Source organism: Shewanella sp. 2_MG-2023, assembly GCF_030548905.1.
GTDB lineage: Bacteria > Pseudomonadota > Gammaproteobacteria > Enterobacterales > Shewanellaceae > Shewanella > Shewanella electrodiphila.
Genome location: NZ_JAUOSO010000009.1, coordinates 141,738 through 157,875 on the forward strand (window position 1 = coordinate 141,738; position 16,138 = coordinate 157,875).

The following is a 16,138-nucleotide window of genomic DNA, read 5'->3' on the forward strand; positions in this document are numbered from 1 at the left end:
GGTTCAATGCTTTATGATGATTAACCTAGCGCTTTAGTTAACACTGATTAATGTCACCTCACCTTTTTCATTAACTTCTGTCATATGACCTTTAGGTTCTGCCATAAAGAATAAAGTGATAAATCCAAGTACGGCACTCACAGCAATCACATAGAAAAAGGTTGATGTGGGTACCATCGAATAAACGGTCAGAAAGAATACTGCACCAACATTACCATATGCGCCTGTCATACCCGCAATCTGGCCAGTTAAACGACGCTTAATCAAAGGAACTGCAGCAAATACCGCACCTTCGCCACCTTGTACAAAGAAAGAACAAGCCATAACCACCACAATTGCAACTGGTAATGACCAAGTGCCATCAATTTGCCCGACGGCAAAATAACCCACCGCTAAACCCGCAGTTAAAATTAATAAGGTATTTTTGCGGCCAAACTTATCGCTTAACCAACCACCGCCAGGACGAGACATTAAGTTCATAAAGGCATAGCTTGAAGCGACCATACCTGCTTGTGCCATACCCAAACCAAATGTTTCCGCAAAAAATAACGGCAACATTGACACCACTGCCAATTCAGAGCCAAATGTGGTGAAGTACAACACATTTAATACCGCTACTTGCTTAAATGGATAACGCTCAAATTCAGGCACTTCTTTAACAAAAATATCCTTGTTAACCTGATAAGTCTGATACAAATCGACAAAGAATACTCCTACCAACGCAGCATAAATAATGTTAGTGGTTTGCTCATCTAGCATACTGACGCCAGCAGGAGAAAGCTTCCAAGCAAGTAACGCAAGGGTTGCATACATAGGGATTTTCATGAAGATCAGTAAAGCAAAATCACCTTTACTGGTGACTTCCAAGCCACCTGCTTTTTTAGGCTTAAAATAAGTCGAACCTTTGGGTGTATCGGTGACATTAAAATAATAAACAAAAGCAAACACTAAACTCATCAAGCCTGTTAGGCCAATGGCATAGCGCCAACCATCTTCACCACCAAAAAATATGGCGATAGCAGGTAAAGTAAATGCCGCTGCTGCACTACCAAAATTACCCCAACCACCGTAAATTCCTTCAGCAGTGCCAAGCTCTTTCGCTGGAAACCATTCACTAACGATACGGATCCCAATCACAAAACCCGCGCCAATAAAACCAATTAAAAAACGCGCTAAAGCTAACTGCTCAAAGGTATCTGCTACTGCAAACATAAAACACGGTATCGAACACACACCCATTAACACTGAGTAAGTGAGCCTAGGGCCATATTTATCCGTCACCATACCAATGATAATTCGAGCTGGAATCGTTAACGCCACGTTTAAAATGAGCAGGGTCTTTATTTGTGATGTAGTCAGACCTAAGGTATCTGCAATCACACTAAGTAAAGGCGCAGCATTAAACCAAACTACAAAGGTGATAAAAAAAGCCATCCAGCTTAAATGCAGCGTTTTCATCTTGCCCGAAAACGAAAATAAGTTAAATTTTTCAGCACTCATACAAAGGCCCCTTATGACTTAGCCAAGATCAGAACTTGACCAGCTTCTTTTTTAATTTCATAGGGAGAAGCCACTAACGCTTCATCTTCGATACAAATACCCGTTTCAAGGCTGTAATGTTGTTTATAAAGCGGTGATGCGACACATAACACCCCTTCCATATCACAAATTAATCCTCTCGCTAATAAGCTCACGCCAGTAGCAGGGTCAACATTATCAATGGCATATAAACCATGTTGACCCAAATCAAATATTGCGACGGCTTTTCCTGCAACCCAAGCTGCAACACCGGTTCCTTGAGGCAAAGTAGACTCATTACACACGTTTACCCAACTCATACTAATTCCTCCGCTACCGCTTGCTCGTTTTGTTCAGTGGTGATGTCTTTAATCGCAATATTTCCGGCACCTGAAGGTTCAGGGCTTAACGGGAAACGTTGATCACGAACTCGTTCATATAAGTGCGTTTCACCATCAGGTTTAGCATCAGGGTTAACGAACTCATTAAAGCGAGATAAAAATTCTGGTTTTTCAAGACTGGTCTTCCATTCACACTGGTAGGTATCAGCGACATTATTCATTTGTGCATCAAGTTCTGCAGCAATGCCTAGGCGATCTTCAATTACGACTGACTGCAGGTATTCAAGACCACCTTCTAACGACTCCATCCAAACAGACGTACGTTGAAGCTTGTCTGCCGTTTTAATATAGAACATTAAAACTCGATCAATGTATTTAACTAAGGTTTCGGTATCTAAATCTGTAGCAAATAAATCACCATGGCGCGGGCGCATTCCGCCATTACCCGCTACATACAAGTTCCAGCCTTTGTCTGTTGCAATCACACCGATATCTTTACTCTGCGCTTCGGCACATTCACGAGTACAACCCGAAACAGCAAACTTAATCTTATGAGGACTACGCAGGCCTTTATAACGATTCTCTAAATCAATCGCAGTACCAACTGAATCTTGAACGCCATAGCGACACCATGTGCTTCCCACACAAGATTTAACCGTTCGCAGTGATTTACCGTAGGCATGACCTGTCTCAAATCCTGCATCAATGAGTTTATGCCAAATAATCGGCAAGTCTGACAATTTTGCGCCAAACATATCAATACGTTGACCGCCAGTAATCTTAGTATATAAGTCAAATTCTTTTGCAACAGCGCCAATAGCAATTAAGCCATCTGGCGTGATTTCACCGCCCGCGACACGTGGCACAACGGAGTAAGTACCGTCTTTTTGTAAGTTACCTAAATAGGCATCATTAGTGTCTTGAAGCTGCACATGACTGCTTTCTTGGTTTAATACATATTTATTTTGTAATGAAGCAAAGATTGAAGCGGCAGCAGGCTTACAAAGGTCGCAACCAAAAGTAGTTCGCTGACCTGTTGGGGATTGTTTACCGTGCTTGGTAATTAAGGTGTCAAAGTCAGTAATTTTCTCTACCTGACATAAATGATAAAGCGACTGTCTATCATGCTCAAAATGTTCACAAATACCGGTGTTACATTCCACGCCTTCAGCAATCAATGCTTGATCCATCACTTGTTTTACTAGCGCTGAACAACCGCCACAACCTGATGCTGCACGTGTACAAGACTTAATTTCTGCAATGGTGTGATTGCCTTCTTTCACTGAATTAACAATGTCAGCTTTAGTCACTTGATGACAAGAACAGATGATTGATGTGTCTTTTAATTCAACCGCAGATTCATCACCTGTCATCAGTAATTCAACCGCATTACCTTCAATTTCATCTTGTGAAAGGTAACAATCTAATAGACGGTTATAATCGCTGTTGTCACCAACAAGCACAGCACCTTTTAAATACTTGCCAGTTTCGTCTAGCCACAGCTTTTTATAAATCCCAGACTGGTTATCTGACAGCTCAACAAACTGCGCATTTTCAAAGCCGCGACTTTCACCAATTGCAGCAACATCCACACCCAGTAATTTAAGCTTGGTGCTCATGTCTGCGCCAGTAAATGTCGTCGTTGAATCTACCTCATTAGCACTGGCTGCGATATGTGACACTGCAACACGCGCCATTTGATAACCTGGTGCAACTAGGCCAAAAATTCGATTCTGCCATAATGCACATTCGCCAATGGCGTATACGTCTGGTGCAGAAGTTAAGCAGTTATCATCAATGGTAATACCGCCGCGCTCGCCCATGGCTAAACCACTTGAACGCGCTAATGCATCCTGGGGGCGAATACCAGCTGAAAACACAATCATGTCGGTTTCAAGGAAAGTGTCATCATTAAATGTCATACGGTGCATGGCTGACTCGCCATCAACAATCGCCGTCGTCGCTTTTGAAGTATGAACAGAAACACCCAGCTCATTAATTTTGCTTTTCAGTAAATCGCCAGCTTTGTCATTTAACTGTACAGGCATTAATTGCGGTGCAAACTCAACAACATGAGTGGTCACACCCAATGCCATAAGGGCATTTGCGGCTTCTAACCCTAATAAGCCACCACCTACAACCACACCCACTTTAGACTGGCTGGCTGCGGCTTCAATATCTTGTAAATCTTCAATGGTACGATAAACCACACAGCGTTCACGATCATTACCGTTAATCGGCGGTACAAAAGGATATGAACCCGTTGCCAACACTAAGCTGTCATAAGTGCTTGTTACGCCATCTTCAGTAGTAAGGGTTTTATTTGCTGTATCAAGTGCTGTAATACGGGTTTCGAGGTGTAATTTTACGCCCCAATCTTGATAATCTTGCGCACTTGTCAACATCAGCTCATCAGCGCTGCCGGTTTCAAAATACTTAGATAACTGCACACGGTCATATGCTGGACGTGGCTCTTCACCAAAAACTTCAATATCAAATTGATTTTGTAAGCCTTGAGTGCATAACTGCTCAATAAAATGGTGCCCGACCATGCCATTTCCGATCACAACAAGTTTTGGTTTTACACTTGTCAGTTTCGTTGAATTCGACGTTCCTGTTGAATCAGCCATCGTAGGCTCCTTTTTTATTTTGAATTGAAAACAAAAAGGCGCCACTCTCTGAATAAACAGAGATGGCGCCTTTGCCTAAGATTCAAATTTTAAATTTTAAAAATATAAACTAAATAACATGCATGATGATAACGAATTCAAGTTCGAGTTATTCAGACGCCATTGCCTGCGGTAACACTCATCATGATTAAATTAATGATTACGCTTAACACTTTATGCTTTACCTAACTAATGCATTGACTATTGCATTGACTATTGCATTGACTATGCCAATCAATAAATTAACTTAAGCTTCTGATTTTATGTGAAATATTAAAGCTTCCTGTTAACAACTTTACGCTTCTTTGTTCACCGCAGGAGCATTCGCACCAAATTGATGCATTTTCTTTGCCTCAAGTTGTTGCGCTGCAATAATGACTTGTTGTGCCATGTCAGCCAAACTGATGCTTTTACTCATTGCCTGTTTCTGAATTAATTCATGTGCTTGAGACTCAGAAAGTCCTTGTGTTTGTAAAAGTGACTTTGCTTTAGATAATTGCTTTAATCCAGTGCATTGCGCGTCAAGCAGTTTGACTTTCTCCAGCATATTAGAGGCACTGTTAAAACGAATTTTAGCGAGGCCAACTAAAGAGTTTAATCGCTTTGGGGTCATTTTTTCTGGCACAAAAGTGACTCGACCACATTTCAGTAAATTCTCGAGATGCGTTTCATCCCAAGAGTATGCATTGACAATGATCGGCAACGCAGTACTTGCCAGTAGTCGTTCAATAAACACTTGCTGTAATGGTTGTAATGCTTCAGTGAAAAAAACCAAACATAAACCATTACCTTTCAAGGCTTGGCGCTCTAATTGACTCAATGATGTCATCTCGATACAAGGCTCTTCACTGCTCAGTTCAGACATGCAATCAATAAACAAATTTTCGTTTTTAAACGAAGGATCACGATAAACTAAATTAACCATGGGCTAGCTCCTAACTTTCTGGTTAAACAACAAATTTGATAACGTTAAGTTCAGTTGCTTCATGTTCTTTGTTCACAAAAATTTGCATTAGCAATGAACGAGAACATAAACATTTCATCAGGCTGACTGAATGTATTTTTCAAAGAGTTACTATTGTTACGAAGCAGCCAATCTTTGTTCGCTCTTTTTATCGATTTATCAATAGTTAATGAAGGCGACAATAAGACATAAACCAATGCCATAGTTGCAGTTATACTGCTGATTGCTTGCTGTAACTGTAAGTCAGTCAAATCAGTTTCTTCAATGTCAGATCCGCGCCATAGTTGTGCAAGTAAGTAAGCAGGTAAATCAGACTGACCGACTTTTGCACCAACAAAAGCTTCGAGTCGAGTGGGTAATTCAAACTGAGTGCTTTGAGGTAAAAACGTTGAACCTTTAGCACTAAAACGAAGCATGCTCACTTGAGTCGCTACTCGAGGATTTATTTCGGTTTCACCCTGCAAGCCTTTAAAAATCACAATACTCGGTGGTTTACCTACTGCGCTAGGCAAGTGATTTTCAGCCAATAATGATGCTACTTGTTGGTGCTGTTTATCTAAACCTGGATGAAAATAACTGCGTAAACTGAACGGCGAATTGGTTGGGTTGATGCAGCGCACTGACATCTGGATCAAGCTGCGTAAACCTAATTCTTGATGCAAACGGCGACAATCATTTAATACCGGAACAATATCTGCGGAGTTAACGTATATGATCCCTGAACTAGCAAGATTGACTTTCGCTTGTTCGGCGGTAAAACAACGCGGGATATCTAATGCAGAAATAAACCCTTCAACATGTCGTCGGTGAGGCAATGATTGACTATCACCGTGTAAAATAATGGTTTGACCATTTTTGGCTAAGGTTTTAGCCGCTAACAATAACCAAGGTAATTGCTCTCTTTTACCAGCATAAACGGGCCAGTCAATATCGGCCTTAACGGATTGCCATTCTGCGGAAACTAACTTTTTAAGTCCGGCAGCGACACCCGCTAATTCTTCGATTGATTCACCACGAACCCGCATTAACATCATCGCTGCAGCCATTTGACTGCTTGAAACATCGCCTTTAGCAAATGCGGTTATCAGATGAGAAGCTTCAGCAAAATTTAAGCTGCGACTACCTTTGATGCCTTTACCCAATGTTTTAACTAATTTACGATGATCAAAATCTTCAGATTCGAGCATTGCCTGTGTGTGTTGCTCAACCATTAACAACCTCTGCCATGTCATAACGGCCAAATGCATCTGCACTGCGATCAATATTATTAAGTAATTCAGTCAGCTCTTGCCCTACAGCAACCACTTCACCAATAATAATTAACGTCGGGCCACTGTCTTTAATTAAACTGGCTTTGTCAGCCATATTGCTCACGGTTGCAAACGTGACTAACTGATTAGGTCTGCCACCATTGGTAACAAACGCAACAGATAATTCAGCTGGTGCATCGACGGCCATTAAGCCTTGTGAAATTGCAGTAGCTTGCTCTTTTCCCATATAAAATACGAGGGTCGATTCCGCAGCAAGTAATGCTTTCCATTGTGTGGGGGCTTGATGATTGCCTTCACTGATAAAACGAGTTCCTGTCACCAAAGTAACCGAGCGTGCAGTGCCTCGATAGGTTAATGGTATGCCAGTTGTTGATGCGCAACCTAAAGCCGCTGTCACCCCTGGAGTGAATCGACTGACAATGCTTTTTTTAGCAAGATATAACGACTCTTCAGCGCCGCGGCCAAAAATGTGTGGGTCGCCACCTTTTAAACGCACAACTTTTAATCCTTGCAGCGCAAGTTTTGCAAGTAAGGCATTAATATCATCCTGCTTGTAGCTAGGTTGGCCACAACGCTTTCCAACAAAGTGACGTTGGCAATCTGGTGACACTAAAGAAAGGATATCGCTACTGACTAAGCTGTCATAAACCAAAGCTTCAGCTTGCGATACAATACGCGCGGCTTTAATGGTCATGAGATCTAACTGTCCACAGCCTGCGCCTACAATTTCGACTTCGCCAGCGCCTAAGATGTTAGCACTCGATTCGTTAACAGAAGTGATAGCTTGGTTAAAATTCACTAACTGATTAAATGAATGGCTCATCACGCCACCTCCTCTTGTGTTGATTTACGTTGCTTTTGTTTGCCGTCAGTATCTTGATTGCTCAGCGCTGCAGTTTCTAAACCCATATCTTCAAGGCCAATCAACCATATATCACTGGCACATTGCACAACTTCACTGTGACAACTTCCGCACTGCTTACCGCAGCCAAGTGCAGATTGAGTCTCATTAAGCGCCGTATCAAAATCATCTTGGTTAATCGTTGCATTAGCTTCTGAGCTGCGTTTACTGAACACCATATTGTCGAGCTTTTGCAGCATTGCATCTTGAATCTTTGCTTCAGTTACACCTGTACAAGCGCATATTAATGGGCTGTTACCTGCTCTAATTAACTGATGTAACTGCTGCATTAATCCTGTATCCACTTCTTTGCCAATTAACAAATGCATGGGTTCTAATGCCACCTCAACTTGGGTTTTACTTAATAATTTAAGTGATACCAGCAGGCCTTTATTGATGTTGCACTGAACATGAATAAGTTGCTGGCTAATTAAGCTAACCGTCCACTTTAGTGAATACGCAGTTGATTGGAATGCAAAACCTTGTTCTGCATCAGCAAACGCAATGTGGTAACACTCCCCAGTTGAAAGCGTATGCTGAACATTCCAACATGCACCTTTAAACGCTGAATCATGCTCACCAAAAATAACCCCCTGTAAAGCTGTTTCAACTTTTGATATAGAGACGGTTTGACATTTAAATGCGGGTTGCTTTGAAACAGGATCGTAAGCACTGGATAATGCTTGATTCACGCCTTGGCCAATTGAAAACTGTGAAGACCAATGCATTGGCATAAAGGCAATTTCAGGTGCTTGGTTATCATCAGCTACTACCCTTGCTGAAGCATGTTTATTGCTGTCATTAAAACTGATTAAGTCACCTTCAGATAAGTTAAGCTCTTGAAGTTTAACTGGATGTATTGCAATAAATGGCTCAGGAATACTGGCGCGTAAACTGGCTATATGCCCCGTACGAGTCATGGTATGCCATTGGTCACGGCTACGACCACTATTCAGTTTAACCTGATGTTTACTGACAATTTCTGTAGATTGGCTGTCATTGGTAGCGATAAATTGTGCTTTATTGCTGGCGGTTGAAAACGTCCCAGTTTGAAAGACCCTTTGATTGGATTGCCCAAGCTGTGATGACGTTGATATAGGCCATTGGGTTGGCAATAATGCATCATACTGCGCATCGGTTAATTCGCTCATGCCTGTTAAATCAAATTGTTTTTCAGGAAAGCGAGCTTTGACTGTTTTTGATAATTGCGCAAATTCTTTAAATACAGCAGCACTATTGCTAAATTCAAATGCGCTTTCAAAACCCATTAATTTACCGACTTCAGCCAATGCCCACCAATCTGCTTTGGCTTCTCCTTTAGCTGGCATAAAGCCGCGCTGACGAGTAATCGTTCGTTCACTATTGGTGACTGTGCCACATTTTTCTGACCAACCTAACGCAGGAAGTAAAATATCAGCTTCCTTAGCCGTTGCAGCATCTTGCGTAATGTCAGACACCACCACAAAAGGACAAGTATCAAAAGCTTGTTTGATTTTTGCAGTATTAGGTAAAGATACTAATGGGTTTGTTCCCATAACCCATACCGCTTTAATTTTACCCTCTGTCATCGCATCAAAAAGCTCAACAGCGGTTAAGCCCTTTTCTGTTGCAATCACACTTTTGGTATTATTTACCTGCCAAAAGTCTGCGAGTAATTCACGTTCTGGATCTGAAAAGCCCATATGACAAGCAAGTTGTGTGGCTAACCCGCCAACCTCACGTCCGCCCATTGCATTAGGTTGACCTGTGAGCGAAAAGAAACCACTGCCGGGCTGGCCAATATGACCCAATGCCAAATGACAGTTAATCATCGCATTGGTGGTATCTGTTCCTGAAAGTGTTTGGTTAACTCCCTGACAACTCGCTGTCATCACTTTATCGTTGCCAATAAAGAGTTGGTAAAAATAAATAAGCTCGCTACTTGTAAGGCCTAACTCTGTAGCGAGGTTGTCAATGTCATAACTGAGTTTGTCTTTTGACAAGTGCGCAAGAAGCTCATCAAACCCTTGTGTGTGGGCTTCGACATAATTTGAATCTGTCGCATCGTTATCCGCGATAAATTGCAATAAACCATTGAACAATTTGCAGTCTACACCTGGCGTAATTTGGAGATGTAAATCAGCTTGGCTAGAGGTGGCTGTTTTCGCGGGATCGATAACCACAATTTTAGTGCCCCGTTGTTCGCGGGCTTTTATCATGCGTTGAAATAATACAGGATGAGTCCACGCACTATTAGCGCCAACTAACACAATCACATCGGCTAACTCAAAATCTTCATAACACCCTGGCACAACATCTTCGCCAAATGCACGCATGTGGCCACTCACAGCAGAAGACATACATAAACGGGAGTTAGTATCCACGTTTGCAGTTCCAATAAATCCTTTAGCGAGTTTATTGGCAACATAATAATCTTCAGTGAGTAGTTGTCCTGACAGATAAAATGCGACCGAATCAGGTCCGTGCTCAGCAATGGTTTGCGTAAATGTTTCAGCAATTGTGCTTAACGCTGAATCCCAGGAAGTCGGTTTACCCGATTTAAGTTTTGGGTAACGTAAGCTATTGGGTTGAACCAAGCTTTCAAGAAGACGTTCACCTTTAGCACAAAGCTGACCTTTATTGGCAGGGTGAGCTTGATCGCCAAATAGTTCATCAACAGATTTTTGCGCCTCAGCAGCAGGTAAACCCATTTTATGCGAGCCTGAATTTAAAGAAACAGTAACGCCACAGCCTACTCCACAATAAGCACAACTCGATTGGATATTAGACATGCAACTTCCCTTTACTGACAAAATGTTATGTCAATAACATCGCAAAAGTTGTGCCAATTACTAAGGTTATGATTTAACAGTGGTTTAACAAAAGGAAATCTAGGAAGTACCGAGAAGTGTGCAACTCAAGTGCATTATTTTGCACCAAACCTGCGCAAGCTATTGAAAACAAATGAATTTAAATACCTCTTTAGGGGTAGTCAAATTCATAGCATTAGTCATATCTAGAGCAAAAAACCTCATCACAATAACCAGCTTAAGATTAATAGGTATAAAAAAACGCCAACATCTGTGGCGTTTTTTACACTATCTCGCATCGTTTTGTACAAGCGCTCTTATATAAGCAATATGCGTTGCCGATGTAAAATAGCAGTCGATTCATCTCATTTACTGAGCAGAACGTCCATCATCATGACAACTGTCACATGTTGGCACATCACCAACATTCATGTCATGAGGTGCGTGACAATCGGCACACATTAACATTCCATCATGTGGTGCGTGATTATCATCCATTTCAGCAAGTGTTCCGTGACAGCTTTGGCATTGTTCAAACTCATACTCACCATCAGCTGATGGTTCGCCGTCAGCATGACAGCTTTCACATCCACCCATTTCGGCGTGGAAATCTGCTAGATTTTCATCAGCAGCAAAAGCATTCGATGACAATGTTAATACAGCAAGAGCTGCTGCAAACAATGCGACAAGAATTTTATTGCTCACTATAGTACCCTCCATTTGTGATAATCGAGAAAGTAATCATCAAGTCACTTTTTCGATATCGGTTATCAGCACGACATTTATTTGCTCATTATAAACTTAGCTAACACTGGTTGATTTAGCAACAGCAAGCGCAACCACTTAAACCTAACAACCAGCTCAACCCTTTAATATGCGTTACTTTATGTATCCGCAAGATTAAAGTGGTCATTATTCTACTCGTTCAAGCGCAAATTGAAAGCAATAAAAAAGGAGCCTTCAGGCTCCTTTTTTTAGATATATTAAGATATTAACTGTTTTTAAGCGCGCTAATACGCTTATCTAATGGCGGATGGCTCATTAGGAACTCAGCCATTGAACGTTTACCATTAATACCTAAGGCTGACATTTGTGCTGGCATAGCGCCTGCTTCTGGGCCTGTTTTTAAACGCTCTAATGCAGCAATCATTTTATGCTTACCAGCTAGTTTTGCAGCGCCTTCATCTGCCTTAAATTCACGAATACGTGAGAAGTAAGCCACGATCATTGATGCTAAAATACCAAATAACATGTCCATGACGAATACAACGGCCATATAAGCAAACATGCCTAGGCCTTCACCATCTTCACTGTTATTAGCAACAACATTATTCACAATGCCAGCAACCACACGGGCAGCAAAAATAACAAACGTGTTCACAACACCTTGAATTAGCGTCAGTGTCACCATGTCACCGTTAGCTACGTGGCTAACTTCATGAGCAAGTACACCTTCGATCTCATCTTGAGACATACCGTAAAGTAAGCCTGAACTTACCGCGACTAATGCATTGTCTTTACTCGGGCCAGTAGCAAAAGCATTCATTTCCTGTGACTGGTAAATCGCCACTTCAGGCATTTTGATGCTCTGCTTGGCGAGCAACAGTTTCAACCAACCAGCGCTCAGTGTTATCACGTGGCGAAGTAATGACTTCACAACCCATGGTCTTTTTAGCCATCCATTTTGAAATAGCTAAACTGATGAATGCGCCGCCAAAACCGAACATCGCAGCAAAAATTAATAAACCGCTCATACTTGAAGTACTGACACCAAGTAGAGACATAACAATTGAAGCCACTAGCAAGATTGCTAAGTTAGTTCCAATCAATAACATAATACGTAACATTACAACTCCTATCTGGCACAAATGCCACTTTACACTTAAATAGCTTGAACCAATCAGTTCGCGTTAATCGCGGTACTGTTTACACTCTTTCGAATTTCTTATTCAAACAATTGATGAACACTTAATGACATAATATGTCCTAAAAATCGTTTTTCAAGGGCAGGAAGTTAAAAATTGAAAATTAATTAACGACGATATAGAAAAATATCACAGCAAACCTTACCTAACCTGAATGTGTCGCTTGTTTGCCGCAGAGTCTAGGTAGCTAGCATTAATCTAATCTTAAAATTTACACCTAAGTCATTAGTTAAGTTATGGAAAGCGATTAATCTTTGTTAATATCGATATATACAAGAATAAAAAGTTAATAATTAACCAGTTAAGGATTTTTACATGGCTATGAATGCATTGATGTTAAGCAGCTCTCGTGAAGGCAATACCGATTATTTAGCCCATGCTATTGAGTACATCAAACCTCTGACAACCCATGCTAAAAAATGGGTCTTTATTCCCTATGCCGGCGTGAGTGTTAATTACGATCAATACCTTAGTATGGTCACCGAAGGTTTAGCTCCACTTAATATTAATGTGAGCAGCATTCATCAATACAGCGATCCTAAACAAGCAATAAAAGACGCTGATGGAATTCTAGTTGGCGGCGGCAATACTTTCCAATTATTAAACGAGCTATACCGCTACGATTTAATTCATTTAATTAATGAACAAGTGTCTAATGGTAAGCCTTATATTGGCTGGAGTGCAGGCTCAAACATCACTGGCTTAAGCATTCGTACCACGAATGACATGCCTATTGTTGAACCAGCATCATTTACAGGTTTAAAGCTGCTCCCTTTCCAACTCAATCCTCATTACACTAATTACCAAGCACCCGGCCATAATGGTGAAACTCGCGCGCAGCGTTTACTAGAGTTCACCTTAGTTGACCCAATTACTCCAGTAATTGGCATACAGGAAGGCACAGCTCTTTGGCGCCGCGGTGATACATTAACGCTTGTGGGTGATAAAGAGGCATACTTATTTCACGGCAAGCAACAAGAAGTCGTTATTCCTGTTGGTAGTGATTTGAGCAGTTACCTTGATTAACATTAACAAGAATTGGAATAAAACAGTAACAAGTATCTGATTCAAAAAGCCTAATCTAATTAAGCAAAAAGCCTTAAACTCAGTAAGAGTTTAAGGCTTTTTTCAATCAATAAACCGCAATAATTCTGCGTTTTAGAAGGTGTAGTTCACTTTCACACTGAAATAACGACCTGGCTGGCTGTAGGTTTCTTCAGTCACACCTAAGTTAGACATCAAGAACTTAGATTGGCCTGCCACATCGGCATAATCAGTATATTCTTTGTCTAGTACGTTGAATACACCTGAACGCAGTGTCCAATTATCACTCAATACAAAATTAGCGGTGATATCAACCACGGCATAACCAGCAGTATTAAATACTTCGTTAAAGCCCATATCAGGCATACCAGGAATCGGTGGGAAAATATCTAACTCTGTTGTGCGGTCCATACTGTCAGCAAAACGCACTGTTAAGCCAAAGTCCATTTCTGTATTGGCAAGATGAGTATAATAATTAACCCCAACGTTGCCTTTAAGCGGACTGACTGAATTTAAATAGTCACCGTTTTGATCTTCGCCGTGGGTATAAGCAATGTTACCCCAAAGTTCAATCTCATCAGTAAACCACTGGCTAAATGATGCTTCAGCGCCATATAAGGTTACTTCATCATAGTTAATATATTGGTATTCAAGTGAGCGAGGCATTACACAACCTAAAGGACCGCCACAACCAACAAACTCCCAATCGATGTAATCATTGGCTTGGGTATAGAAAGTGGTGAATTCATACTGGGTATCACCATGATGACCACGTACACCAAGCTCAATGGTATGGCTTGATTCAGACTCTAAATCATAGTTTGCTTGGATCATTACTGGGAATGGCATTTTGCCATCTTTCACTTCAAGCTCACCCCATTTTTGATCCGGCGTCGGCATTTTGTAGCCGTAAGCATATTGTGCATACACATTAACGTTTGGCGTCATGTGGTACACAAGGCCTAGCTTTGGCGACCAAAAACCATCACTCATTTCTTCGAAATCAGCTGGGTCGCGGCCTGCTTCTTCAGCTTGGTTTTGATCTGGCGTGTTTTTAAAGTAGTCATAACGCAGACCTAAAATCGCGTTTAACTTGCCATCATAAAAAGTAATGTCATCTTGAATGAACGCGCCAACTCGAAGGCTTTTAGTATCAGCGAATGAGAAAGTGTCTGTTTCAGAAGGCGACCAATTACCATTATCATCTTTAACTTGATAATCACGTGGACGACTCATTTCTGACTGCTCAACATCAACACCATAAATGATGTTGTGATCGTGACCCGTTAACGATAATGATTTGCTGAAGGTGCTGGCGAAACCAACACGGTATTCGTCAAATTGGTAGTCTCTGTGCTCGGTAATATCACGAGCACCGCCTTGCGCGCCGTCGTAATAATCACGCTTTTCACTTTGGTCTGTTTTACCGTAATAAAGTACAAAATCTACATTGTCATGGATTACACGGTCTTTAGTAGAACGAAGACGCAATGACGTGTTTAAAGACTGAGTTTGACGGTCGTAATCAATCGAACTTGCTTTATCTAGATTATTTTCCCAGCGGTCTAACTGCTGGTTCATGTAATCGACTGTTAACTGCAGGTTAGTGTCATCATTAAAGTGATACTTACTTTTAAGTAAAAGGCTATCTGTGATCAAGTCACTATCAGGCAATGTTTCGGCATAGTTTTGTTGCTCTTCACCTTCACGACGTTGATACGTTACTAAGTTATCAAAGTTGCCTGCTGAAAACGCACTAGTGAAACCCGCGCTGTATTCATCATTCATGCCGGTATAACCAGCATTCGCAGAGAAGTAATAATCTTCACCACGTAAATAGTCATCAGCATCTTTAGATGTCATCACTAATACACCGCCAAGCGCGTCTGAACCATACATGGTGGATGCAGCAGCCTTTAACACTTCAACTTGTTTTAAGCCTTCAACTTCAGTTAAACCACGGCCAGTACCTTCAGCACCTGGGCCTAATGGTGAAGCATATTGGTTATTCACACGAACGCCATCTTTCACCATCATCACACGGTTACCACCAATACCACGGATTGTCACCGAGCTTGGTTTACCTGCACCGCCTTTAACATCAACTGCCGCTTCATTTCTGAATAACGTTGAAAAATCAGTGCTCATGTTACGTGCAATGGCTTCTTCATCAATCACAACGACAGAGCCCGCAACTTGATCAAGCGTTTGCTCCATACGTGAACCCGAAATAACAATCACTTCATGGAAGTTTGAGATAGATTGTTTAATCTCTTCTTGTGATACAACCTGTGACTCTGCCATTACTTGTGGCGCAAGCGCTGCGGCTACGGCGGCGCTAATTAATTTGATTGAAAGCTGCTTCATCATCGCGAACCTTAATTAAAGCTTAATAGGAATTAATCTCATCTTGAATGGCGCAGGAGTCTACCATGAAGAATATTTCACATCGGGATCACGATCCCAATATCAATTGTTTATAATGATTCCTATGCAAGATTCAGCTTGATACGCAAAACAAAAACACACTATTAACTCAAAACCCAATCAAAAAACCACTTTCGCAAACAAGAAGCCAACTTTTGCAAACAAGAAACCAACAAAACCTCATTTAAAACATGTAAGCAGCACAATGATTGCTTAACAGCATCAAGTCCGACTGCAACAACAAACCTAAATAATGAAAAAATTAAGTGCTGAACGAACGTCGAATCGA

At 41.3% G+C, this 16,138-nt stretch carries 10 protein-coding genes and 1 pseudogene; 1 reads left to right on the plus strand and 10 read right to left on the minus strand.

What is annotated here, in order from left to right; genetic code table 11:
- Nucleotides 1-33 precede the first annotated feature (33 nt).
- From Q4600_RS11015 to htpX, 9 genes and pseudogenes are all read right to left on the minus strand, one after another.
- A complete protein-coding gene (locus tag Q4600_RS11015; RefSeq protein ID WP_102529279.1) occupies nt 34-1,500 on the minus strand; it encodes a NarK family nitrate/nitrite MFS transporter in 1,467 nt (488 codons plus the stop codon).
- A gap of 11 nt (nt 1,501-1,511) precedes the next feature.
- Nucleotides 1,512-1,838, minus strand: a complete 327-nt coding sequence (gene nirD / locus Q4600_RS11020; protein ID WP_102529278.1) for a nitrite reductase small subunit NirD — start codon at nt 1,836-1,838, stop codon at nt 1,512-1,514.
- Complete coding sequence (gene nirB, locus Q4600_RS11025; RefSeq protein WP_303516226.1) at nt 1,835-4,489, minus strand: nitrite reductase large subunit NirB; 2,655 nt, start codon at nt 4,487-4,489, stop codon at nt 1,835-1,837. The genes nirD and nirB overlap by 4 nt, the downstream gene beginning before the upstream one ends.
- 334 nt (nt 4,490-4,823) lie before the next feature.
- Entirely contained in the window at nt 4,824-5,453 is a 630-nt protein-coding gene (locus Q4600_RS11030) for an ANTAR domain-containing response regulator (RefSeq protein WP_303516228.1), read from the minus strand.
- 59 nt (nt 5,454-5,512) lie between these two features.
- Nucleotides 5,513-6,703: a glycosyl transferase gene (locus tag Q4600_RS11035; protein WP_303516229.1), complete on the minus strand. Its 1,191-nt coding sequence runs from the start codon at nt 6,701-6,703 to the stop codon at nt 5,513-5,515.
- Complete coding sequence (cobA, locus tag Q4600_RS11040; protein ID WP_303516230.1) at nt 6,696-7,586, minus strand: uroporphyrinogen-III C-methyltransferase; 891 nt, start codon at nt 7,584-7,586, stop codon at nt 6,696-6,698. The genes Q4600_RS11035 and cobA overlap by 8 nt, the downstream gene beginning before the upstream one ends.
- Complete coding sequence (locus Q4600_RS11045) at nt 7,586-10,435, minus strand: nitrate reductase (RefSeq protein ID WP_303516232.1); 2,850 nt, start codon at nt 10,433-10,435, stop codon at nt 7,586-7,588. The genes cobA and Q4600_RS11045 overlap by 1 nt, the downstream gene beginning before the upstream one ends.
- Nucleotides 10,436-10,822: 387 nt before the next feature.
- Entirely contained in the window at nt 10,823-11,158 is a 336-nt protein-coding gene (locus Q4600_RS11050; RefSeq protein WP_102529272.1) for a cytochrome c3 family protein, read from the minus strand.
- Nucleotides 11,159-11,444: 286 nt separating this feature from the next.
- A pseudogene (htpX, locus tag Q4600_RS11055) lies at nt 11,445-12,300 on the minus strand (protease HtpX).
- Between the two features lie 393 nt (nt 12,301-12,693).
- On the opposite strand from htpX, the gene pepE reads away from it, so the two are divergent.
- Complete coding sequence (gene pepE, locus Q4600_RS11060) at nt 12,694-13,404, plus strand: dipeptidase PepE (protein ID WP_248955374.1); 711 nt, start codon at nt 12,694-12,696, stop codon at nt 13,402-13,404.
- 132 nt (nt 13,405-13,536) lie between these two features.
- Here the strand turns inward: pepE and Q4600_RS11065 are convergent, their stop codons facing one another.
- Nucleotides 13,537-15,792, minus strand: a complete 2,256-nt coding sequence (locus Q4600_RS11065) for a TonB-dependent hemoglobin/transferrin/lactoferrin family receptor (RefSeq protein WP_303524399.1) — start codon at nt 15,790-15,792, stop codon at nt 13,537-13,539.
- Nucleotides 15,793-16,138: the final 346 nt, after the last annotated feature.